The 21,624-nt window shown below is 69.5% G+C and carries 19 protein-coding genes; 9 read left to right on the top strand and 10 right to left on the bottom strand.

Annotated elements, in window-relative coordinates; genetic code table 11:
- Positions 1-43: 43 nt before the first annotated feature.
- Positions 44-1,744, bottom strand: a complete 1,701-nt coding sequence (locus HNP73_RS04550; protein WP_184147416.1) for a heparinase II/III family protein — start codon at positions 1,742-1,744, stop codon at positions 44-46.
- A 205-nt stretch (positions 1,745-1,949) separates the two neighbouring features.
- Here HNP73_RS04550 and HNP73_RS04545 point away from each other — a divergent pair, with 205 nt between their 5' ends.
- Positions 1,950-2,672, top strand: coding sequence for a class I SAM-dependent methyltransferase (locus HNP73_RS04545; protein ID WP_184147415.1), 723 nt, complete (start codon positions 1,950-1,952; stop codon positions 2,670-2,672).
- On the opposite strand, the gene HNP73_RS04540 is transcribed toward HNP73_RS04545, so the two are convergent.
- Positions 2,642-3,979, bottom strand: a complete 1,338-nt coding sequence (locus HNP73_RS04540; protein WP_184148032.1) for a transcription antitermination factor NusB — start codon at positions 3,977-3,979, stop codon at positions 2,642-2,644. The genes HNP73_RS04545 and HNP73_RS04540 overlap by 31 nt on opposite strands.
- The gene (gene htpX, locus HNP73_RS04535) at positions 3,976-4,878 is read right to left on the bottom strand and encodes a zinc metalloprotease HtpX (protein WP_184147414.1); all 903 of its coding nucleotides are present in this window, start codon (positions 4,876-4,878) and stop codon (positions 3,976-3,978) included. Before htpX ends, HNP73_RS04540 begins: the two co-directional genes overlap by 4 nt.
- A gap of 88 nt (positions 4,879-4,966) precedes the next feature.
- Between htpX and HNP73_RS04530 the strand changes: the two genes are divergently transcribed.
- From HNP73_RS04530 to HNP73_RS04495, 8 genes are all read left to right on the top strand, one after another.
- Entirely contained in the window at positions 4,967-5,155 is a 189-nt protein-coding gene (locus tag HNP73_RS04530) for a DUF1674 domain-containing protein (RefSeq protein WP_184147413.1), read from the top strand.
- 12 nt (positions 5,156-5,167) lie between these two features.
- Entirely contained in the window at positions 5,168-6,007 is an 840-nt protein-coding gene (locus HNP73_RS04525) for a glycosyl transferase (RefSeq protein WP_184147412.1), read from the top strand.
- A gap of 80 nt (positions 6,008-6,087) precedes the next feature.
- Entirely contained in the window at positions 6,088-7,080 is a 993-nt protein-coding gene (locus HNP73_RS04520) for a complex I NDUFA9 subunit family protein (protein WP_184147411.1), read from the top strand.
- Between the two features lie 3 nt (positions 7,081-7,083).
- Positions 7,084-7,899 (top strand): undecaprenyl-diphosphate phosphatase, encoded by an 816-nt coding sequence (locus tag HNP73_RS04515; protein WP_184147410.1) that lies wholly within the window; start codon positions 7,084-7,086, stop codon positions 7,897-7,899.
- A 174-nt stretch (positions 7,900-8,073) separates the two neighbouring features.
- Positions 8,074-9,516: an NAD(P)-dependent oxidoreductase gene (locus HNP73_RS04510; protein ID WP_184147409.1), complete on the top strand. Its 1,443-nt coding sequence runs from the start codon at positions 8,074-8,076 to the stop codon at positions 9,514-9,516.
- Positions 9,517-9,648: 132 nt separating this feature from the next.
- Positions 9,649-10,095 carry a GFA family protein gene (locus HNP73_RS04505; RefSeq protein ID WP_246399513.1) on the top strand — a complete coding sequence of 149 codons (447 nt, stop codon included), beginning with the start codon at positions 9,649-9,651 and terminating at the stop codon, positions 10,093-10,095.
- Positions 10,096-10,186: 91 nt separating this feature from the next.
- Positions 10,187-14,713: a glutamate synthase large subunit gene (gene gltB, locus HNP73_RS04500; RefSeq protein WP_184147408.1), complete on the top strand. Its 4,527-nt coding sequence runs from the start codon at positions 10,187-10,189 to the stop codon at positions 14,711-14,713.
- Positions 14,714-14,893: 180 nt separating this feature from the next.
- Positions 14,894-16,201, top strand: coding sequence for a DUF3422 family protein (locus HNP73_RS04495; protein WP_184147407.1), 1,308 nt, complete (start codon positions 14,894-14,896; stop codon positions 16,199-16,201).
- Here the strand turns inward: HNP73_RS04495 and mnhG are convergent.
- Genes mnhG through mbhE form a run of 7 tightly spaced genes read right to left on the bottom strand, consistent with a single transcriptional unit; the run spans position 16,155 to position 21,583 of the window.
- Complete coding sequence (mnhG, locus tag HNP73_RS04490) at positions 16,155-16,535, bottom strand: monovalent cation/H(+) antiporter subunit G (protein WP_184147406.1); 381 nt, start codon at positions 16,533-16,535, stop codon at positions 16,155-16,157. The genes HNP73_RS04495 and mnhG overlap by 47 nt on opposite strands.
- Positions 16,519-16,815, bottom strand: coding sequence for an MrpF/PhaF family protein (locus tag HNP73_RS04485; RefSeq protein WP_184147405.1), 297 nt, complete (start codon positions 16,813-16,815; stop codon positions 16,519-16,521). The genes mnhG and HNP73_RS04485 overlap by 17 nt, the downstream gene beginning before the upstream one ends.
- A complete protein-coding gene (locus tag HNP73_RS04480) occupies positions 16,812-17,129 on the bottom strand; it encodes a Na+/H+ antiporter subunit E (RefSeq protein WP_184147404.1) in 318 nt (105 codons plus the stop codon). Before HNP73_RS04480 ends, HNP73_RS04485 begins: the two co-directional genes overlap by 4 nt.
- Positions 17,126-18,610, bottom strand: a complete 1,485-nt coding sequence (locus tag HNP73_RS04475) for a proton-conducting transporter transmembrane domain-containing protein (RefSeq protein ID WP_184147403.1) — start codon at positions 18,608-18,610, stop codon at positions 17,126-17,128. Before HNP73_RS04475 ends, HNP73_RS04480 begins: the two co-directional genes overlap by 4 nt.
- Positions 18,610-18,957: a Na+/H+ antiporter subunit C gene (locus tag HNP73_RS04470; RefSeq protein ID WP_184147402.1), complete on the bottom strand. Its 348-nt coding sequence runs from the start codon at positions 18,955-18,957 to the stop codon at positions 18,610-18,612. The genes HNP73_RS04475 and HNP73_RS04470 overlap by 1 nt, the downstream gene beginning before the upstream one ends.
- Positions 18,957-19,382 (bottom strand): MnhB domain-containing protein, encoded by a 426-nt coding sequence (locus HNP73_RS04465; RefSeq protein ID WP_184147401.1) that lies wholly within the window; start codon positions 19,380-19,382, stop codon positions 18,957-18,959. The genes HNP73_RS04470 and HNP73_RS04465 overlap by 1 nt, the downstream gene beginning before the upstream one ends.
- Positions 19,379-21,583 (bottom strand): hydrogen gas-evolving membrane-bound hydrogenase subunit E, encoded by a 2,205-nt coding sequence (mbhE, locus tag HNP73_RS04460; protein ID WP_184147400.1) that lies wholly within the window; start codon positions 21,581-21,583, stop codon positions 19,379-19,381. The genes HNP73_RS04465 and mbhE overlap by 4 nt, the downstream gene beginning before the upstream one ends.
- Positions 21,584-21,624: the final 41 nt, after the last annotated feature.

Below are 21,624 nucleotides of genomic sequence, written 5' to 3'. Positions count from 1 at the left end.
AAACGAGGCTCCGTTCCGGAAAGTCCGTCCCGATCGGCCCGCGTCAATGCGCGGCGGGCTCGGGGAGACGGCTGAAAGACCAGGTGACCTGGCCGAGATAGCCGACCACCTCGGCACGGACAACCACCTGCGACGCGCTTTGCGGTGCGGGTGCGCCCGTGTCGTAGTAGATCGACGGCTCGATCGAGATTGCGCCACCGGCGGCGCGGAACATCCAGACCTCGCCCGCGGGCAGGGTGAGGAGCACGATCTGGCGGATGTCGTCGTGCTCGACCCCGACCGCCGGATGCAGATGAAAGCGCGCGGCGAAATCGGTGCGACCGCCCGGGAAGGCCCGCTCGTAGCGGTCGCGCGCGCCCGCGTCGGGCACGCTCAGGATATCCTCGCCCCGGACCTCGGTGCCCTTCGCCTCGACGAAGATCCGCCGCTCGTGCAGCAGCCCGAGGCGGTTCGCATATCCGTCGTGTGTCGCCACGAGCCACTGGCCCGAGGGGTCCTGCGCCTGGCGCACCGCCACGAGCGCCGGGCCGGCCTCGAGGCGCGGCCCGAAGGTGCGGGCGGCGAGATCGTCGGTGGCGATGAGCGCGGAGGAGAAGCCCGCGACCTCGACGGTGGACTGTGCCGCGGTGCTGCGCGCGCGCAGGGCCTCTACCGGTCCGAACGCGCCGCCGGGGCCGGCGTTCACCACGAGGGGCTGGCGCGCCGCACTGAGCTCGAAGGCGAGGGTGCCCGCGGCCCCGGTCTCGGGCGGCGGCGCGGCGTCCATCAGGAGGACGAGACGCCCGCCGGCCAGTCGCGCAAACCCCATGGGAAGCTGCGGCTTCTGCTGGGCGGAGAGCTTCAGCTCGGCCAGCGCCTGATCGAGCCGTTCGGGCTCGCCGCTGCCGCCGCCGTGGAAGCGCGCCATGGCGCCGTCGCCCATGCGAAGCGGCCGGATCACCGGAACCGCCCGGAGGATCGCCTGCAGGTGCGGCGCCATGGTGCGCTGGCCCGCGTTCTCGAGCAGGCGCGCGGTCCAGATCAGGAGGATCAGCACCTCGGAGAGCTCTTCCGGCGCGCGGGAGGCGGTGCCGCCGTCCTGCCCGACCAGCGTCTCGGCGAGGGCGGCGAGCTCTGCCACCGCGCCGGCGTGGCCGGGATGGGGCAGGACGAGCCCGCTCCAGACCAGCCCGCCGAGGGCCTGAAGCTGCGGAACACCCGGGCCTGCGTGCGGCCAGGCACGCGCGAGGTAGCGCTGGTGCGCCGCGAGTGCGCGCCAGAAGCCGGCGGCGTCCGCCTCGTCGAGGCCCTGGGTGAGAAGACGCGAATGCCCCGTCCAGCGCATGGCACGCTCGCCGGCGATCGCCGGCTCCCAGCCCGGGCCGATCCCGCGTCCGCAGCGCCTGATCCAGTCGAGGAGCCAGCCCTGAGCCTCGGCGCGAGCCGCGCGGTTTCCGAGGGCGGCGAGATCGTCGAGCCAGCGAAACGTCTGCCTCAGCGGCTCGATCCGCGGGTCGTCGGCGGGAGCCAGCCAGATCGCCGCCCCATCGAGCGGCAGTGCCGTGCCAAGCGGCTCCCAGGTGCCGGCGAGCAGTTGCTGCCCCCGCCCGGCATCGCCGAGCAACATCGGCTCGGGCAGGTTTGCGGCAACGTCCGGCCGATGGCGCGACCATGCCTGCCGCGCCCAGAGCCGGTTCTGCCAGGCACGCGGGGCGCGGCCGAGCCTGCCTCCCAGGGCCTTCAGGGTCAAAGAGGCAGACGGCATGTCGAGGGGACCGGGAGAAGGTGGGAATGTGTAACGCACTTAGCCATTCGCAGCTCGGCATGTCACGCGTCCGTATGCCATTCCGCTTTCGGAGAGCCTCTCGCTCAACGCTGTCACACTACAATCACTCATCGCCGCACCAATTTTCGCAATTCGTGGTATACTGCGCCCCGCGACTCAAGATTCCTGTGGTTTGTTGTAAGGGATGATCATGTTGTCGTTGAACTATGCCAATCATGGAACCGTCAACAGGTTTCGGCGCAGGCGGGCACTGTTGCTGAGGCAACAGATCGACGATGCGGTTCGCCGGCTCGGACGGGATCTGGTAATCATGGATGTTGGCGGCCGGCCCGACTACTGGCTCAATCTTCCCAGTATGGATGGAATTTCCAGAATAGACCTGATGAATTTCGAGGAGAGCGAACTCGATCGTCCTCTGCCGGACGGCGCTCCGAAGGATCTGTTCACCCGCAGTGTTGGCGATGCGCGAAACCTTGCGGGGCACGAGAGCAAATCGATCGATTTCGTCCACTCGAATTCGGTCATCGAGCACGTGGGCGGGTGGGATGACATCGGGGCAATGGCGACCGAGCTGCGCCGCGTCGGGCGGGCGGGGTGGATGCAGACCCCGGCCTGGAGCTTTCCGATCGAGCCGCATTTTCATGTGGCGTTCATGCACTGGTTCGGAGCGCCCATGCGGGCGCGGATGCTGTCGCTTTCGGCGGCGAAGCGCTTCCGCCGCATGCCGCTGGCGCGGCGGCGCCGGGTGGTCGAGGCGGTGAACCTCCTGAGCCGGTCGGAAGTCGCGCATCTGTTTCCCAACTGCACCATCCACACCGAGCGTGTCGCGCTGCTCGCAAAGAGCTACGTGGCCTACTGGCACCTGGACGATGCGGTTCAGGACGGTGCCGTGATGCAGGCGGCGTAGAAGCCGTCAACGCCGCCCTCCCCAGGCCAGAAGTCCGGGCGCGTGCGGAGCGCGCCGGAAGCGTCGATCCATGCGGGCTCCACACCGAGGCGCGCCGGATCGGCGGGCAGAACCGTGGCCTCCGGGTGGCCGGCGAGGAAGCGGGCGATGCGCTCCTCGCCTTCGGCCGGGAAAAGCGAGCAGGTGCAGAAGACCAGATGGCCGCCCGGCGCGAGCCAGCCCCACGCCCGGTCGAGAAGCGCGTCTTGCAGCGTGATGAGCGGCGCGAGGTCGCGGGGAAGATACGCAAGATCCGGGTGCCGCCGCAGCGTGCCGCTGGCGCTGCAGGGTGCGTCGAGGAGGATCGCGTCATAGGGCGCGTCGGGCGTCCACGCGAGCGCGTCGGCGGCAACCAGTTCGGCGGCCAGCTGCGTGCGCGCGAGATTGTCCCGCAGGCGGCCGAGCCGCGCCTCGGAGATGTCGAGCGATGTCACTTCGGCACCGGCAGCGGCAAGTTGCAGGGACTTGCCCCCCGGTGCCGCGCAGAGATCGAGAACGCGGCGCCCGGCGACGTCGGGCAGGAGCCGCATCGGCAGCGCGGCGGCGGCGTCCTGCACCCACCAGGCACCGGCGTCGAAGCCCGGCAGCGCCGAGACCTGTCCCGGCGTCGCAAGGCGCAGGCTTCCGGTCGGCAGCAGCGTGGCGCCAAGCTCGGCGGCGAGGGCGCTGGCCGTCGACGGATCGCGGAGCGTGAGGTCGACCGGCGACGGCTGCCGGCTGACGAGCGCGATCCGCTCGGCGGCGGCCTTGCCCCAGGCAGCGGCGATCGGGCGGGCGAGCCAGTCCGCGAGCGGCGCCTCCGGGGTCGCCTCCCAGAGTTCCGCGGCATCGGCGACCCGGCGGGCGACGGCATTGACGAGGCCGGCAAGGGTCCGGTTCTTTCCGGCGGAGACGAGTCGCACGGCCGCATCCACCGCGGCGTGCGGCGGGATCCCATGGACGCGAAGTTCCGTGGTGGCGAGGCGCAGCGCGTCGAGCGCCGGCGCGGGCGGGCGGCGGGTCAGAAAGTGGTCGAGGAAGGCATCGATCCGCCCGAGATGGCGCAGCGTCGCCGTGGCGAGCGCCTGCGCCCGCGCGCGATCTGGCGGCGCGAGCCTGTCAAGCGATCCGATCTGGTCGCCGAGCGCGCGGTGGTCGCGCAGCACGCCGGCGAGAAGCCGCGCGGCGGCCTCCCGTGCGGGGAGACCGGGCGCCGAGGTCGGACCGGGTCTGCGGGACGCCGGTCGTGTGGACGGGCGGCCGGCCGATCGGGTAGGGGGCCGGGTCAGGACCGGGTCCGCCGGACAGGGGGGATCGTGCTCTGCCGGACGTTCGATGCCGCCGGCATGTCGCGGGCCTGCGCCTCGAGCGCCTTGATGCGGTTCTCCACGTTCGGGTGGGTCGAGAAGAGGTTGTCCATGCGCTGCCCGGAAAGCGGGTTGATGATGAAGAGCGGCGCCGAGGTCGGGTTACGCTCGGCCGTTGGCATGGGGATACGCCCGGCAAAGGTCGAGATCTTGCGAAGCGCCGTGGCAAGGCCGAGGGGGTTGCCGCTGATCTGCGCGCCGAGCTTGTCGGCGGAATATTCCCGCGTGCGGCTGATCGTCATCTGGATCAGCATGGCGGCGAGCGGCGCGAAGAGCACGGCGAGAAGCACGCCGATCGGCCCGAGCGGGTTGTCGCGATCCCGGTTGCCCCCGAAGAGAAACCCGAACTGCGCCAGCATCGAGATCGCGCCCGCGACGGTCGCGGCGACGGTCATCGTCAGGATGTCGCGATTCTTCACATGGGCGAGTTCGTGGGCGATGACGCCTTCGAGTTCCTCCCGATCGAGAAGCTTCAGGATGCCGGTGGTCGCGGCAACGGCGGCGTTTTCCGGGTTGCGGCCGGTCGCAAATGCGTTCGGCTGCTCCTCACGGATGATGTAGACCTTCGGCATCGGCAAGCCGGCGCGCCCCGCGAGGCGGCCGACCATCTCGTAGAGCTCCGGCGCGCTCGCCCGTGTCACCGGCTCGGCGTTGTGCATCCGAAGCACCATCTTGTCCGAGTTCCAGTAGGCGAACGCGTTGGTGCCGATCGCGACGGCGAACGCGATCATCATGCCGCCAGTGCCGCCAAGCAGGTAACCGACCCCCATGAAGAGCGCGGTCATCGCTGCGAGCAGCATCATCGTCCGGACGTAGTTCATCACCCTTCCTCTCCGCCGCGCCCGCGACGTCTTGCGACGCGGCGCGGGGATTATATTATCGGCAACGGAACCTCACGGGAGAAGATATATGTCCGGGCAGCCGACGGAAAAAGAGGCGCGGCAGGCCGCGGCGGCGGCGCGGGCGCTCGCGGAGGCCGAGGCGCGCCGCGCCGCGCAGCCGAAGCAGGACCTGCCGCCCGAGATCGGCGGCCGTGACGGACCCGAGCCGGTGCGCTATGGCGACTGGGAGAAAAAGGGCCTCGCGGTCGACTTCTGACCGGGGGCCGTCATGAACCCGCCCGTCAATCCGGCCGTCGCCTCGCCAGCGGTCAAGCAGGTCATCTGCATCAGCTGGGGCCCGAAGTACGGGCCGCCTTACGTCAACCGGCTCTATGGCATGGTGGCGCGCAACATCACGCCTCCGTTCACCTTCACCTGCTTCACCGACGATCCCACCGGCTTTCGGCCGGAGATCAGCGCCGAGCCGCTGCCGCCGCTCGACGTGCCGATGCCGACCGGAACCAAGGGGATCTGGCCGAAGGCGCGGCTCTGGAGCCCGACGCTCGGCAGTCTCACCGGCCCGGTGCTCTTCATGGACCTCGACCTGGTGGTCGTGGGATCGCTCGACGACTTCTTCAGCTACGGCGAGCCTGACGAGGTGATCCTCGCGCGGAACCCGAACACGCCGATGGAGCGCCTCGGGCAGACCTCGCTCTTCCGCTTTCCGGTCGGCAAGCTCCTGCCGCTGCAGGACCGCTTCAGGGCCGATCCGCAGGGCGTGGCCGACACCTACAAGTTCGAGCAGCGGTACGTGACGCGCGAGGCACCGGGCGGCATCCGCTTCTGGCCGGCGCCCTGGGTCCGGCATTTCCGCTATCATTGCGCGCGGACGTTTCCGCTGAACTTCTTCCTGCCGCCCAGGGTGCCCGACGGCGCCCGGGTGGTGATCTTTCCGGGTGGTCTCCTGCCGCCGCACGCGATTGCCGGGCACTGGGGGCCGAACTACCGCCCCGCGTCGCCCGGCGAGCATCTGCGTGGCGTATTCGGCGACCGCCCGGACCCGCCACTGCGCTACCTCCGCCACTATCTGCGGCCCTCGTCCTGGGTCGCCGAGGCCTGGCGCGAGTGACCCGAAGCCCACGCGGGCGCTTGTCGCCCGCGTCAGTTCACCGTATTGCAGAAGCGAAAAGCTCCGCGGAGGCCCCACCCATGTCCGTCCCCATCGTCACGATTTTCGGCGGTTCCGGGTTCATCGGCCGTCAGGTCGCGCAGCGCATGGCCCGCGCCGGCTGGCGGGTGCGCGTTGCCGTCCGTCGTCCCGACGAGGCGGGGTTCGTGCGGCCCTACGGGTTTGTCGGGCAGGTGGAGCCGATCCAGGCCAACATCCGCGACGAAGCATCGACCCGGGCAGCGATCGTCGGGGCGACAGCGGTGGTGAACTGCACCGGGATCCTGTCGCCGTCCGGCAAGCAGACCTTCGAGGCTATCCTCGACGAGGGGCCGGCGCGCATCGCCCGTCTCGCCGCCGAGGCCGGGGTGACGAGCCTCGTGCACCTCTCGGCGATCGGCGCCAACCCCGACAGCGCCAGCGCCTATGCCGCCGGCAAGGGACGGGGGGAAGCGGCGGTGCTCGCCGCCTTCCCGAACGCAGTGATCCTGCGGCCCTCGGTGGTCTTCGGGGACGGCGACAGCTTCTTCAACAAGTTCGCCGCCATGGCGCGGCTGCTCCCGATCGTGCCGGTGGTGGCACCGGAGACGCGGTTCCAGCCGGTCTATGTGGGCGACGTGGCCGAGACCGCGGCGCGCGGCGCGGCCGGCACGCTTCCGGCCGGCATCTACGAACTCGGCGGCCCCGAGGTGGTGAGCTTCCGCGACATCATGGCGCGGATCCTCAAGATCACCGATCGTCGGCGCCTCGCGTTCGCCATCCCTCCCGGCCTTGCGCGGATCCCGGCGGGAATCCTCGATTTCGTGCAGCGGATCACCGGCGGGCTTGTTGCGAACACTGTCGTCACCAACGACCAGATCACGCTGCTCGAACATGACAACGTGATCTCCGGCAAGTTGCCGGGCCTTATCGAGGTCGGTATCGTCCCCACAGCAATGGAAGCGGTGCTCGAGGACTATCTCTACGTCTACCGGCCGCACGGCCAGTTCGATGCGATCACCGATTCCGCGAGAAATCTCCGTCCAAGGACCTGACGTTTGCACGAAAACGCGTTGCTGGTAGCAGCCATCCTCGGTGTTCTCGAGGGGCTGACCGAGTTCATTCCCGTTTCCTCCACCGGCCACATCCTGCTGGCGGGCCACTTCCTCGGCTTCCACTCGACGGGCAAGGCCTTCGAGGTGCTGATTCAGCTCGGCGCGATCCTGGCGATCCTGACGGTCTACTCCCGGCGGCTGGTCGCGCTGGCCGTCGCGGCGCCGACTGATCCGAAGGCGCGGCGGTTCATCTTCGCGATCCTTCTCGCGTTCCTGCCCGCCGCGGTGATCGGCGCTCTCGCGCACGGCTTCATCAAGACGGTGCTGTTCGAGACGCCAATGCTGATCGCGATCATGCTGATCGTCGGCGGCGTCATCCTGCTCTGGGTCGATCGGCGGGAGGATCAGCCGATCTACGAAGATGCGGTGGATTTCCCGCTGCCCATGGCGCTGAAGATCGGCTTCATCCAGTGCCTCGCGATGATCCCCGGGGTGTCCCGCTCCGGCTCCACCATCGTCGGCGCGCTGCTTCTCGGGGCGAGCAAGCGCTCGGCGGCGGAGTTCTCGTTCTTTCTCTCCATGCCGACCATGGCCGGCGCCTTCGCCTACGACCTCTACAAGAACCATGCGGCGCTGAGTTCCAGCGATTTCGCGGTGATCGCCGTCGGCTTCGTCTGCGCCTTCATTGCCGCCGTGCTGGTGGTCAGCCGGCTGCTCGATTTCGTGTCCCGGCGTGGCTACGGCCTCTTCGGGTGGTGGCGAATCATTGTCGGGGTCGTGGCCCTGATCGGGCTCCTGCTTCAGTCAGGCGGGGCTTAGGTCGCAAATGCGACCTAATTTCCGGAAGAAATGTGCGCCTGAGCCGGGCCGCATCGGAAATTAGGTTGTTTTAGGTCAGTACATCTGACTTTTCATTTTTCGGGCGATGATCTAGAAGCTTTGGCCTCGGGGGCGGTGGGCGTGTGCCTGCCTGAACGACGTGGGGGGAAGCTTATGGCCGAACAGAAGATGCTCAAGTTCGTCAGCGTTTCCCGGGATATGCCGGTCAAGCGCGATGCGGCGGAGCGGCGCGAGGACTTCGACGAGATCTATCGCGAGTTCGCGGCTGCCAAGGCGGCGGAGCAGGCGAGCCGCTGCTCGCAGTGCGGGGTGCCGTACTGCCAGACCCATTGCCCGCTGCACAACAACATTCCCGACTGGCTGAAGCTGACCGCCGAGGGGCGGCTGCGCGAAGCCTACGAGCTCAGCCAGAGCACCAACACCTTCCCCGAGATCTGCGGGCGGATCTGCCCGCAGGACCGCCTCTGCGAGGGCAATTGCGTCATCGAGCAGTCGGGCCACGGCACGGTCACCATCGGCGCGGTGGAGAAGTACATCACCGATACCGCCTGGGACGAGGGCTGGGTGATCCCGGTGAAACCGGCGGCGGAGCGGCCGGAAAGCGTCGGCATCATCGGTGCCGGGCCGGGTGGGCTCGCGGCGGCCGACAAGCTGCGCCGGGTCGGCATTCAGGTGACGGTCTACGACCGCCATGATCGCGCCGGCGGCCTGCTCACCTACGGCATCCCGGGCTTCAAGCTCGAGAAGGACGTGGTGGTCCGCCGCAACGACCAGCTCGTCCAGAGCGGCGTCACGTTCGAGCTCGACTGCAACATTGGCGAGACGCTCTCGTTCGACGAGCTGCGGTCGCGCCACGACGCGATCCTGATCGCCACGGGCGTCTACAAGTCGCGCGATCTCGGCGGGCCGGGCGCGGGGCTGCCGGGGATCGTCAAGGCGATCGACTACCTGACCACCTCGAACCACCTGAGCTTCGGCGACCCGGTGCCGGCCTTCGAGTCGGGCGAACTCAATGCCGAGGGCAAGCGCGTCGTGGTCATCGGCGGCGGCGACACGGCGATGGACTGCGTGCGCACGGCGATCCGTCAGGGCGCTGCCAAGGTGACGTGCCTCTACCGCCGCGACCGGGCGAACATGCCGGGCTCGCAGCGCGAGGTGGCGAACGCCGAGGAGGAGGGCGTCGAGTTCGGATGGCTGACCGCGCCCAAGGGCTTCACCGGCGATGCGGCGGTGACGGGCGTGCGGGTGAGCCGGATGCGGCTCGGCGCGCCGGACGTCTCGGGGCGCCAGACGCCGGAAGTGATCCCGGACGCCGACTACACCGAGCCGGCGGAACTCGTCATCAAGGCGCTGGGCTTCGAGCCGGAGGAACTGCCGAAGCTCTGGAACGTCGACGGGCTGGAAGTCACCCGCTGGGGCACCATCAAGGCGGACTTCCTGACCAAGCAGACCAGCCTCGAAGGCGTCTATGCGGCCGGTGACATCGTGCGGGGCGCGAGTCTCGTGGTCTGGGCGATCCGCGACGGGCGTGAGGCGGCCGACAGCATCCTCGCGTGGCTCGACACGCGCGCGGTCGAAGCGGTGGCGGCAGAGTAGTCGTGTCATGCGCGGCCGACGCACGGACCATGCATGGGGCATATGCCTGCTGAACACGGGTCGGCGGGCGAAGAGGTCAGTATCGCTGACCGAACTGCCGCGCCCCGGCGCGGCCAGCCGGGGGGCTCGGTGATGGACGAGATCAGGCATGAGGCAATGCGCGGCGGCTGCCTTTGCGGCGCGGTGCGCTTCGAGACGACGCTCACCGCGACGGAATCCCACGCCTGCCATTGCGAGATCTGCCGCCGGTGGGTCGGCTCGGCGCTGGTCTGCGTGACGGTGCCGCCGGACGACATCCGCTTCGAGGGCGCGGAGAACATCCGCAGCTATCGCTCGTCCGAGTGGGCGGAGCGCGCATGGTGCGATCGCTGCGGCACGACGCTCTACTATCACCTGCTGGTCGGGCCACAAAACTACGAGGTGGCACTCGGGACCTTCGACGCGCCGAACGGCGTGCCGATGACCCTCGAGATCTTCATCGACCGCAAGCCGGACGGCTATGCATTCGCCGGTGATCACCCGCGCTGGACCAAGGCCGAGACCGAAGCGGCCTTCGCCAGCGCCGGGGAGGGCACATGAATCGCCCCCGTGCCCGTGCCGATCAGTTCCTGAACCATATTCCGCATCCTTCGAGCTCGCGGCGCCGCCGCCTCTGCCAGGAGTGACCACCATGACGACGTACGATGAGGCCTGGGTCGCCCGCACGGAAGCCGAGCTGAAGCGCCTCGCCGACGAAGGCCTCTACCATCCCGAGCAGGAGCGCGACGCCTGCGGCGTCGGGCTGGTGGTCGCGACCGACGGCAAGCCGCGGCGGCAGGTGGTGGAGAGCGCCATCAAGGCGCTGAGCGCGATCTGGCACCGCGGCGCGGTCGACGCCGACGGCAAGACCGGCGACGGCGCCGGCATCCACGTGCAGATCCCGACGTCGTTCTTCGAGGATCAGGTCCGCCGCACCGGGCACTCCCCCCGGGGCGAGCGGCTGGCGGTCGGGCAGATCTTCCTGCCGCGCTCGGACTTCGGCGCGCAGGAGACGGCGCGGACCATCGTCGAGACCGAAGTTCTCCGCATGGGCTACTACATCTACGGCTGGCGGCATGTGCCGGTCGATATCTCCTGCCTCGGCGCCAAGGCCAACGCCACGCGGCCGGAGATCGAGCAGATCCTGATCTCCAACGCCAAGGGCGTCGACGAGGAGACCTTCGAGCGCGAGCTTTACGTGATCCGGCGCCGCATCGAGAAGGCGGGCGCGGGGATCCGCGACTTCTACATCTGTTCGATGAGCTGCCGGTCGGTGATCTACAAGGGCATGATGCTCGCGGAGCATGTGTCGGTGTTCTACCCCGACCTGCAGGATCCGCGCTTCGTCTCGGCCTTCGCGATCTATCACCAGCGCTATTCCACCAACACCTTCCCGCGCTGGTGGCTGGCGCAGCCGTTCCGCATGCTCGCCCACAACGGCGAGATCAACACGCTGAAGGGCAACCTCAACTGGCTGAAGAGCCACGAGATCCGCATGTCGTCGGACTACTTCGGCGACCTCGCGGAGGACATCAAGCCGATCGTCCTGCCGGGGAGTTCGGATTCGGCGGCGCTCGACAACGTCTTCGAGGTGCTGGTGCGCGCCGGGCGCATCGCGCCGATGGCGAAGTCGATGCTGGTGCCCGAGGCCTGGTCGAAGCTCGCCACCAAGATGCCGCAGGCGTGGCAGGACATGTACGCCTATTCCAACGCCGTGATGGAGCCCTGGGACGGCCCGGCCGCGCTCGCCATGACTGACGGGCGCTGGGTCTGCGCCGGGCTCGACCGCAACGGGCTCCGGCCGATGCGCTATGTGGTCACCGGCGACGGCCTCGTCATCGCCGGGTCCGAGGCCGGCATGGTGCCGACCGATCCGCTGACCTGCGTCGAGAAGGGTGCGCTCGGACCGGGGCAGCTCCTCGCCGTCGACATGGGCGAGGGCAAGCTCTACCACGACGCCGAGATCAAGGACCTGATGGCCACCAGCCAGCCCTTCGGCGAGTGGATCGGCTCGATCGTCGACCTCGAGGACGAGACCCGGAGCGTCGAGGAAACCCCGATCTTCACCGGCAGCGAACTCCGGCGCCGGCAGATCGCCGCCGGCTACTCCATCGAGGAGCTGGAGCAGATCCTGCATCCGATGGCCGAGGACGGCAAGGAAGCCATAGGCTCCATGGGCGACGACACGCCGCCCGCGGTGCTGTCGAACCAATACCGCTCGCTCAGCCACTACTTCCGGCAGAACTTCAGCCAGGTGACGAACCCGCCGATCGACTCGCTGCGCGAGCATCGGGTGATGTCGCTCAAGACCCGGTTCGGCAACCTCAAGAACGTTCTCGACGAAAACAACAGCCAGACCGAGATCCTGACGCTCGAAAGCCCGTTCGTCTCGGATCTGCGGTTCGCCGAGATCGCCCGGCGTGCCGGCGATCAGGCGCTGGAGATCGACTGCACGTTCCCGGTGGGCGCGGGGCCGAACACGCTCCAGACCGAACTCGGGCGCATCCGCACCGAGGCGGAGGAGGCAATCCGCGCCGGCGTCAGCCACCTCGTGCTCAGCGACCGTGGCCAGAACGCCGAGCGGGCTGGGATGCCGATGATCCTCGCGACGAGCGCGGTGCATTCGTGGCTGACGGCCAAGGGTCTGCGGACCTTCACGTCGATCAACGTGCGCTCGGCAGAATGCATCGACCCGCACTATTTCGCGGTGCTGATCGGCTGCGGCGCGACGACGGTCAACGCCTACCTCGCCGAGGACTCGATCGGCGACCGCATCGAGCGCGGGCTGATCCCGGGGACCCTCACCGAGGCGGTGGGGCGCTATCGCGAGGCGATCGACGCGGGTCTTCTCAAGATCATGTCGAAGATGGGGATCTCGGTCATCTCGTCCTATCGCGGCGGCCTGAACTTCGAGGCGGTGGGGCTCTCGCGTGCGATGGTGGCGGAGTACTTCCCCGGCATGCTGAGCCGGATCTCGGGCATCGGCATCATCGGCGTGCAGCGGCAGATCGAGGCGATCCACGCGCAGGCCTGGCGCGGCGGCGACGCGGTGCTGCCGATCGGCGGCTTCTACAAGTCGCGGCGCTCGGGCGAGAGCCACGCCTGGGAAGCCCGCACCATGCACATCCTGCAATCGGCCTGCGACCGGGGCTCCTATGACGTCTGGAAGCAGTATTCCAAGGCGATGCAGGCGCGGCCGCCGATCCACCTGCGCGACCTGCTGGACTTCCAGCCGAAGAGCCAGCCGGTGCCGCTCGATCAGGTCGAGTCGATCACGTCGATCCGCAAGCGGTTCGTGACGCCGGGCATGAGCCTCGGCGCGCTCGGCCCGGAGGCGCACAAGACGCTGAACATCGCGATGAACCGGATCGGCGCCAAGAGCGACTCCGGCGAGGGCGGCGAGGATCCGGCGCACTACACGCCGGAGCCGAACGGCGACAACCCGAGCGCCAAGATCAAGCAGGTGGCGTCCGGGCGGTTCGGCGTGACCGCCGACTACCTCAACCACTGCGAGGAGCTCGAGATCAAGATCGCGCAGGGTGCGAAGCCCGGCGAGGGTGGCCAGCTGCCCGGGATCAAGGTCACGGAACTCATCGCGCGGCTTCGCCACTCGACGCAGGGCGTGACCCTGATCTCGCCGCCGCCGCACCACGACATCTACTCGATCGAGGATCTGGCGCAGCTCATCTACGACCTGAAGCAGATCAACCCGCGGGCCAAGGTCTGCGTGAAGCTCGTCAGCCAGTCCGGCGTCGGGACGATCGCCGCCGGTGTCGCCAAGGCGAAGGCGGACGTGATCCTGATCTCCGGGCACAACGGCGGCACGGGTGCCAGCCCGGTGACGTCGATCAAGTTCGCGGGTCTCCCGTGGGAGATGGGGCTTTCCGAAGCGCATCAGGTGCTGACGGTGAACAACCTCCGCGACCGGGTGATCCTGCGCACCGACGGCGGGCTCCGCACCGGCCGCGACATCGTCATCGCGGCGATGCTCGGCGCGCAGGAGTTCGGCATCGGCACGGCGGCGCTGATCGCCATGGGCTGCATCATGGTGCGGCAGTGTCAGTCGAACACCTGCCCCGTCGGCGTCTGCACCCAGGACCCGAAGCTCCGGGAGAAGTTCACCGGCACGGCGGACAAGGTGGTGAACCTGATCAGCTTCTACGCGCAGGAGGTGCGCGAGGTGCTGGCGTCGGTGGGCGCGCGGTCGATTGACGAGGTGATCGGGCGGGCGGACCTGCTGACGCAGGTGAGCCGCGGCGCCGAGCATCTGGACGATCTCGACCTCAACCCGCTGCTCATCAACGTCGATCAGGGCGATGCGGTCAACTACGACCGCAAGAAACCGCGCAACCCGGTGCCGGATACGCTCGATGCGCAGGTCGTGACCGACGCCGAGCCGTTCTTCAAGGACGGCGAGAAGATGCAGCTCTCCTACGCGGTGCAGAACACCCTGCGCTCGATCGGCACGCGGGTGTCGAGCCACATCGTCCAGCGCTTCGGGATGAACAACAGTCTTCAGTCCGACCACCTGACGATCAAGCTCGCGGGCTCCGCCGGGCAGTCGCTCGGGGCGTTCGCGGCACCCGGCCTCAAGATCGAGGTGATGGGCGAGGCGAACGACTACGTGGGCAAGGGCCTCTCGGGCGCCACGATCGTCGTGCGACCGCCGCTCGGCTCACCGCTGGTGCCGCACGAGAACGCGATCATCGGCAACACCGTGCTCTACGGCGCGACGGCGGGTGCGCTCTTTGCGAGCGGACGGGCGGGCGAGCGGTTCTGCGTGCGCAACTCCGGTGCGACGGTGGTGGTCGAGGGCTGCGGCTCGAACGGCTGCGAGTACATGACCGGTGGCACGGCGGTGATCCTCGGGCGCTTCGGCGACAACTTCGGGGCCGGCATGACCGGCGGCATGGCCTTCCTCTACGACCCCGAGGCCGAGCTGGAGCTGCGCCTCAACCCAGAGACGGTGATCGCCGTCCCGGTGCGCTCCTCCGCCTGGGCGAGCGAGCTGCGCGGCCTGATCGAGCGGCACGTCAGGGAGACCGCCAGCCCGATCGGCACCGAGATCCTGCGGCACTGGAACGAGGCCCTGCCGAACTTCCGCCAGATCGTGCCGAAGGAGATGCTGAGCCGTCTCGCCCACCCGCTGGTGGACGAGCCGGAAGCGGCGACCGCCTGACGCGGCGCCAGCCGCGACCAGCTCGCGCCCATGGCCGAGGCAGTGCCTCGGCCAGTCGGTGGCCTTGCCTGCGGCACCCGTCACCATGGGCCCGAAAGCATGGGGCCGATGGTGACGGGTGCGGGTGCCGCGTGTAGCTTTCGCCAAAATCCCTTGTCCCTTTCCCGAGATCCCAGAGCCATGGCGCACCTCGCCCTCAAGGACTACCCCGGCCGATATGCGCTGACGAACGAGCTGCACGCGCGGCCGTTCCCGGAGTTGAGCGCGCCCTGCCGGGCACTGCACCTCGCGATCAAGCCCGAGGGTGACGCTGCGGGGCGCGACCGGGAGAAGGACCGGGCGCACCTCGCGGAATTGCTCGACCGCTACGGCGCGCCGCATCTGCCGCCGGGGGCGAACCACTACTCCGGGCCGCTCGGCCGCGGCACCCTGAAGTGGGAGATGCACGCCGAATTCGTCACCTACACGCTGTTTCTCGACGGCGTCTCGCGCGTGCCGTTCTCCGGCGAGATGTCGACGGTCTTCCCGGAGGACTGGCTTGCCGCCATGCCGGGCAAGGTCGTGACCTCGGCGCTGGTGCGGGTGGTGACCGCCGACGAGGAAGAGGTGGAGCGGCTGATCGCTGAGGATTTCCCCCAGTGGTTCGTGCTCGAGAGCGCTGCCGTGGCACGGGTGGTCGACGCCGAGGCGGTGATCGCCGGGGATTTCCGCATCGACAAACACGGCCACGAGCGGTTCGCGGTGCTCGCCTCGCCGCATGTGGGCCGGCGGCGGCTCGGCCGGATCGTTCAGCGGGTGCTGGAGATCGAGACCTACAAGGCGATGTCGCTGCTCACCCTGCCGGTGGCGCGGCATGTGGCGATGACCGTCGGGCGTCTCGACCGGGAGTTGGCCGAGATCGTCGCCAGCATGGCGGCCGCGACCGGGCACGAGGCCCAGACCTTGCAGCGCCTGCTTCAGCTCTCGGCCGAGGTCGAGCATCTGGTGGCGACGAGCGCGTTCCGTTTCGGCGCGGCCGGTGCCTATGACGCGCTCGTCAACCAGCGGATCCGGGTGCTGCGCGAGGAGCGGGTCAGCGGGCGGCAGCTTTTCTCCGAATTCATGATGCGGCGCTTCGATCCGGCGATGCGCACCTGCCGGTCAGCCGAGGAGCGGCTCGGCGATCTCTCCGGCCGGGCGGAGCGGGCGGCGAACCTGCTGCGCACCCGGGTCGACGTGGCGAACCAGGCGCAGAACGTCGAGGTGCTGAACGCGATGAACAAGCGCGCGGCGATGCAGTTGCGCCTGCAGGAGACGGTGGAGGGGCTGTCGGTCGTCGCGATCAGCTACTACGCGCTCAGCCTCGCGGGGCACCTCTTCGCGCCCGTTGCCGAGGCGCTGCACGTCTCCGAGCCGCTGCTCTTCGCGATCCTGACGCTGCCGGTGGTGGCGCTTGTCTGGTTCATGGTTCGCCGGATTCGTCAGAAGCTCGGACACGGGTCGGAGTAGCCCGGAAGTCGTCGGTATCGGCGCTCCGGCTGGTGCCTGGCACCTCGGGAGCATCGGACCGGAAGGCCGCCCGGCCGACGAGGTGCGAGCCGACCGGCGCCGTCGCGATCAGGAACAGGAAGACCGCCATGGCCTCCACCGCCTCGCCCCAGTCGGTCGCGGCAATCGCCGTGCCTGCGGCGATGAGCGCCAGGCCGAAGGTGCCGGCCTTCGTCGAGGCGTGCATCCGGGTATAGACGTCGCGGAAGCGCACGACGCCGACGCCGGCGATCAGGCAGAACGTGCCGCCGGCAACGAGCAGCAGTGCGGCGAGCCAGTCAGTCATCGCGGTCATGGGTGCGCTCGATCAGGCCGGCGAAGGCGACGGTGGCGAGGAAGGCGATGAGCGCGAGGCCGAGCGCCACGAAGGCATAAGCGTCCTGACCGGTGAGGGTGCGAAACACCAGCAGGAAGACGACCAGAAGCCCGGACATGAGATCAAGGGCGACGACCCGGTCGGCGAGCGTCGGGCCGGTCAGGAGCCGGAAGGCGGCGCAGAGCAGCGCCGCGATGAGGCAGACCGCGGCGAAGATCGCCGCGAGGCCGAGCGGGCCGGTGGGAATGAGGTCGATCATCGGGTGGCTCCCGTCACGCGGACCTCGATGGCCGCGATGTCGGCGCGGATGCCCGCCTCGTCTGCCTCGAGCGCATGGACGAGCAGCGTGCGGCGATCGGCGCTGACATCGACGGTGAGGGTGCCGGGGGTGAGCGTGATGTAGTTCGCGACCAGCGTGATCTCGACATCGGTCCGCGCAAGGGTCAGCGGCACCGTGACGAAGCCCGGCGCGGCGCGGCGCGGATCGACGACCGCCCGCGCGACGGCGACGCTCGACAGCGTAAGGTCACGCAGGAAAGCCACGCCGAGGAAAACCGTGCGGAGCGGGCTCATGGTGTGCCTCCCGCAACCGGCTGGCCCATGACGGCGGCGATGTAGGCGGTGGGGTCGAGGATCTGGCCCGCGACAGTCTCGGCGAAGGCGACGAGCGGGCCGGCCCAGATGCCGGCGGCGACGACGAGCACGGCGAGCACGGCGAGCGGCACGAGCATCGCGGCGGGCAGCCGGGCAGGCGTCGCCTCGGCGGGGCCGGCCGCCCAGACGGCATCCGCCCAGACCCGCGCCATGGCGATGAGCGTCAGGAGGCCCATGACGAGGACGGCGGCCGCGAGCCAGCCCTCGCCCGCCTCCAGCGTCGCGCGCACCAGCATGAGCTTCGGCCAGAAGCCGGAGAACGGCGGCATCCCGGCGAGCGCCAGGGCGGGCACGAGAATGAGCAGCGCCACGAACGGCTGGCCGCGCCAGAGGCCGCCGGAACGGGCGAGGTCTTCCGAGCCGGTCGTGCGGTGGATGGCGCCCGCGCCGAGGAAGAGCCCGGCCTTCACCAGTACGTCCTGACCGGCATAGAGCACCGCCGCGGCGAGCGCGAGCGGCGTGCCGACCGCGAGCCCCAGCACCATGGCGCCGATCGACGCGGTGATCGAGAAGCCGAGCACCCGGCGCACCGACGGCATGACAAGCGCGCCGAGGCAGCCGATCAGCATCGAGACGAGCGCGAGACCGAGGAGCAGGCTCGCGATCGGCGTCCCGGGCGTGTCGAAGACCAGCGAGAATACCCGGAGCAGCGCGTAGACCCCGACCTTGGTCAGCAGCGCCGCGAAGAGCGCCGACGTGGTGAAGGCGGGGGTGTGGTAGCTCGCGGGCAACCAGAAGTGCAGCGGCGCGAGCGCGGCCTTGGCGGCGAAGGCAAAGACGAGGAGCGCCGCGGCGACGAGCACCGGCGCGTCGGCGCGGTCCATGAGGCGCGCATGGAGATCGGCCATGTTGAGCGCGCCGGTGGTGCCGTAGAGCAGCCCGACCCCAGTGATGAACGCGACCGTGCCGATGAGGTTCAGCCCGACGTACTTCATGGCGCCGTCGAGGGTGCCGGAACCGATCACCAGCAGCCCGAAGGTCGAGATCAGCATCACCTCGAACCAGACGTACATGTTGAAGAGATCGCCGGTCAGGAACGCCCCCGAGATGCCGGCGAGCATGGCGTGGACCAGCGGGTGAAAGCCCGCGTGCTCCTCGGCCGCGGTGACGTCGGCGCGGGCGAAGATGAGCGCGAGCACCGCCGTCAGGCCGGTGAGCGCGACGAACGCGGCGGCAAGGCCGTCGGCGACCAGCGTGATGCCGAAGGGCGCCGGCCAGCCGCCGGCCTGCTCTGCGAACGGGCCGGTCTCCAGCACCCGGGCAAGGATGGCGCCGCCCGAGACGAGCAGCGCCAGCGCGCCGGCAAGCGAGATCGTGCGTCTGAGGCCCGGCGTCCGCCAGGCGAGCAGCGTCAGGACCGCGGTGGTGAACGGCAGCGCGAGCGGCAGGAAGAGCAGCATCAGGTGCGTTCCTCGGCGGCGGCGGCGTCGATGTCGTCGGTCCCGAGGCCGCGATAGCTCTTGAGCGCGAGGGCGAGCGCGAAGACAAGGAGACCGAAGCCGATGACGATCGCGGTCAGGATCAGCGCCTGGGGCAGCGGGTTCGCCGCACCCGCCAGCGTCTCGGCGTCGCCCGGCACGAGCGGCGGCTTGCCGAAGGTGAGCCGCCCCGTGGCAAAGATCGCGAGATTGGCCGCGTTCGAGATCATCGTCAGGCCAAAGAGATAGGGCAGGGTGCGGCCGCTCATCATCAGGTAGGCGCCGGCGGCGACAAGCGCGCCCACGAGGACGGCGAGAAGCAGTTCCATCAGTCGTCCTCCTCGATGGCGTCGTCGAGGGCGAAGAGGATCCCGGTGACGGCGCCGAGCACGACGAGATAGACCCCGAGGTCGAAGAGCGGGATCGAGCCGAGCGGCAGGTGCGAGCCGGTGGCTTCGAGCAGCGGCCACATGCCGCGCAGGAACTGCCCGCGCGCGATGCCGCCCCAGAAACCCGAGGCGAGGGCGCAGGCGAGCCCGATGGCGGCGATCGAGAGCGGCCGGAAGTGCAGCGCCCGGCGCGCGGCGTCGGTGCCGCGGGCCTTGGCGATGAGCGCGAAGGCGGTGGCCGCGAGCAGGCCGCCGACGAAGCCGCCGCCCGGCGCGTTGTGGCCGCGCATGAAGACGACGAACGAGAAGGCGACGATGACCGGCACCAGCACGCGGGTGGCGGCGGTGAGGATGAGCGAATTCATCGCACCCTCCGCTTCAGGACGGCGATCGCGGCGACGGCGGCGATCACGACGACGGAGATCTCGCCGAGTGTGTCGAAGCCGCGGAAGTCGACGAGGATGACGTTGACGATGTTGCGCCCGTGCGCCTCCGGGTAGCTGTTCGCCTCGAAGAAGGTCGAGAGCACCGGGTCGAGCGGAGTGCCGAGGACCGCGAGCACCGCGACCGTGGCGCCGATGCCGAGGGCCGCCGCGACGAGGGCATTGAGCCGCCGGAACGGCAGATCGCCGGCGGTGGGCAGGCGGACCATGGCGAGGCCGAGGAAGACCACGACGAGGATCTCGACAAAGAGCTGGGTCATCGCGACGTCGGTCGCGCCGTAGAGGATGAAGATGAAGGCGATGCCGGAGCCGACCCCGCCGAGTGCGGCGATTGCGGTGAGCCGCGAGCGGGAGCGCAGGACGATGGCGATCGAGGCGAGGACGATCGCGGTGATTGCCCAGTCGATGAACGTCGCGGCGCGGAGTTGTGCCAGCGAGGGCCAGGCGATCGGGCCGGTGAGAAGCGCGCCCCAGACCATGACCGCGAGCACCGCGAAGGTGACGCGGAGATAGCTGGTCGCCCGGCCGGTCTGGGTCGCCGCCGTGATGGCGCGGGCAACGCCGAAGAGGCCCGCCATGAGGGCGTCATACCACGCCTCGGTGCGCGGCAGCCGCGGTTCGGCGGCAGCGAGGCCGTCGCGAAGGCGGTTGAGGTTGAGATAGATCCCGAGCCCCAGTGCCCATGTGGCGACGCTGAGCCCGAGCGGCAGGCCGAGGCCATGCCAGAGCCCGAGATGTCCTTCCAGCGGCGCGGCGGCGACGGAGTGATGCATCGGGCCGATGAGCCAGTTTTCGGCGAGCATCGGCAGGAGCCCGAAGCCGAGCCCGAGCACCGCGAGCACCACCGGCCCGAGGCGCAGGCCCCACACCGGATCGCCGGGCGTGGGGTTCGGGCTGCGCGGCGGCCCGGCGAACGGGCGGAGCGCGATCATGCCGGCGCAGGCGACCATAAGGGCGTTCGCGACGACCACCGCGAGGGTGAGGAGCAGGTTGCCGAGGGTCGCCGCGTAGATCAGTTCCTTCGCGACGAACCCGAGGAACGGCGGCAGTCCGGCCATGGCCGCCGCGGCAAGCGTCACGACGACGGTCGTGACCGGCATGGCGCGCGCGAGCGCTCCGAGGTCGGTGTAGTTGCGCGAGCCCGCGCCCTTCTCGATCATGCCGACCGCGAGGAAGAGCCCGGCCTTGTAGAGCGCGTGGACCAGCAGGAAGCCGACCGCCGCGGTGATCGCCGCTGGCGTGCCGACGCCCAGAAGCAGCGTCATGAGGCCAAGGCCCATCAGCGTCGTCCACGCGAGCATCAGCTTCAGGTCGGTCTGACGCAGCGCCCAGACCGCGCCGATCAGCATGGTGATGGCACCCGCCGGGATCAGGAGCCCATGCCAGAGCGCGGTATCGCCGAGGTTCGGGGCGAGGCGCGCCAGAAGGTAGACGCCGGCCTTCACCATGGTCGCCGAGTGCAGGTAGGCCGAGACCGGCGTCGGCGCGGCCATGGCGTTCGGCAGCCAGAAATGGAACGGCCACTGCGCCGACTTGGCGAAGGCCGCGACGACCACAAGGCCGAGGATCAGCGGATAGGCTGTGCTCGTCTGGAGCGCCCCGAGGCCGGAGAGCCGCCAGCTTCCCGCCGTCATCCCCATGAGCAGGAGCCCCGCGAGCAGCGCGAGCCCGCCCGCGGCGGTGATGACGAGCGCCTGAAGCGCCGCCGCGCGCGCCGCGCCGCGCTCGTGATCGAAGCCGACGAGCAGCCAGGAGGTGATCGTCGTCGCCTCCCAGAACACGAAGAGCGTGACCAGATCGTCGGCGGTGACGACGCCAAGCATGGCGATCTCGAAGGCGGAGAGCGTCAGGAGCAGCGAGCCGAGCCGCCGGTCGGTGCGAAAGTAGCTGGCGGCATAGAGCAGGATCAGCGCGCCGATGCCGGTGACGAGAAGCGCGAAGGCAAGCCCGAGCCCGTCGAGGCGAAAGGCCGCCTCGACGCCGAGCGCGGGCACCCAGGGCAATGCAAGGGTCGGAGCGCCACCGGCGACGACCGCGGGCACGAGGCTCACGAACCCGGCGAAGGCCAGTGCCGAAGCGACGGCAGGAAGATGGCGCCAGCCGGGCGCAACGGCGTCAGTCATGGCGCGACTTGTCGCGGATGCCGATGCCGGGTTCAAGAGTA

The organism is Amaricoccus macauensis, assembly GCF_014201905.1.
Taxonomy (GTDB): Bacteria; Pseudomonadota; Alphaproteobacteria; order Rhodobacterales; family Rhodobacteraceae; genus Amaricoccus; species Amaricoccus macauensis.
Note: the sequence above shows the minus strand (reverse complement) of the source record. Positions and strands in the feature narration are given on the sequence as shown.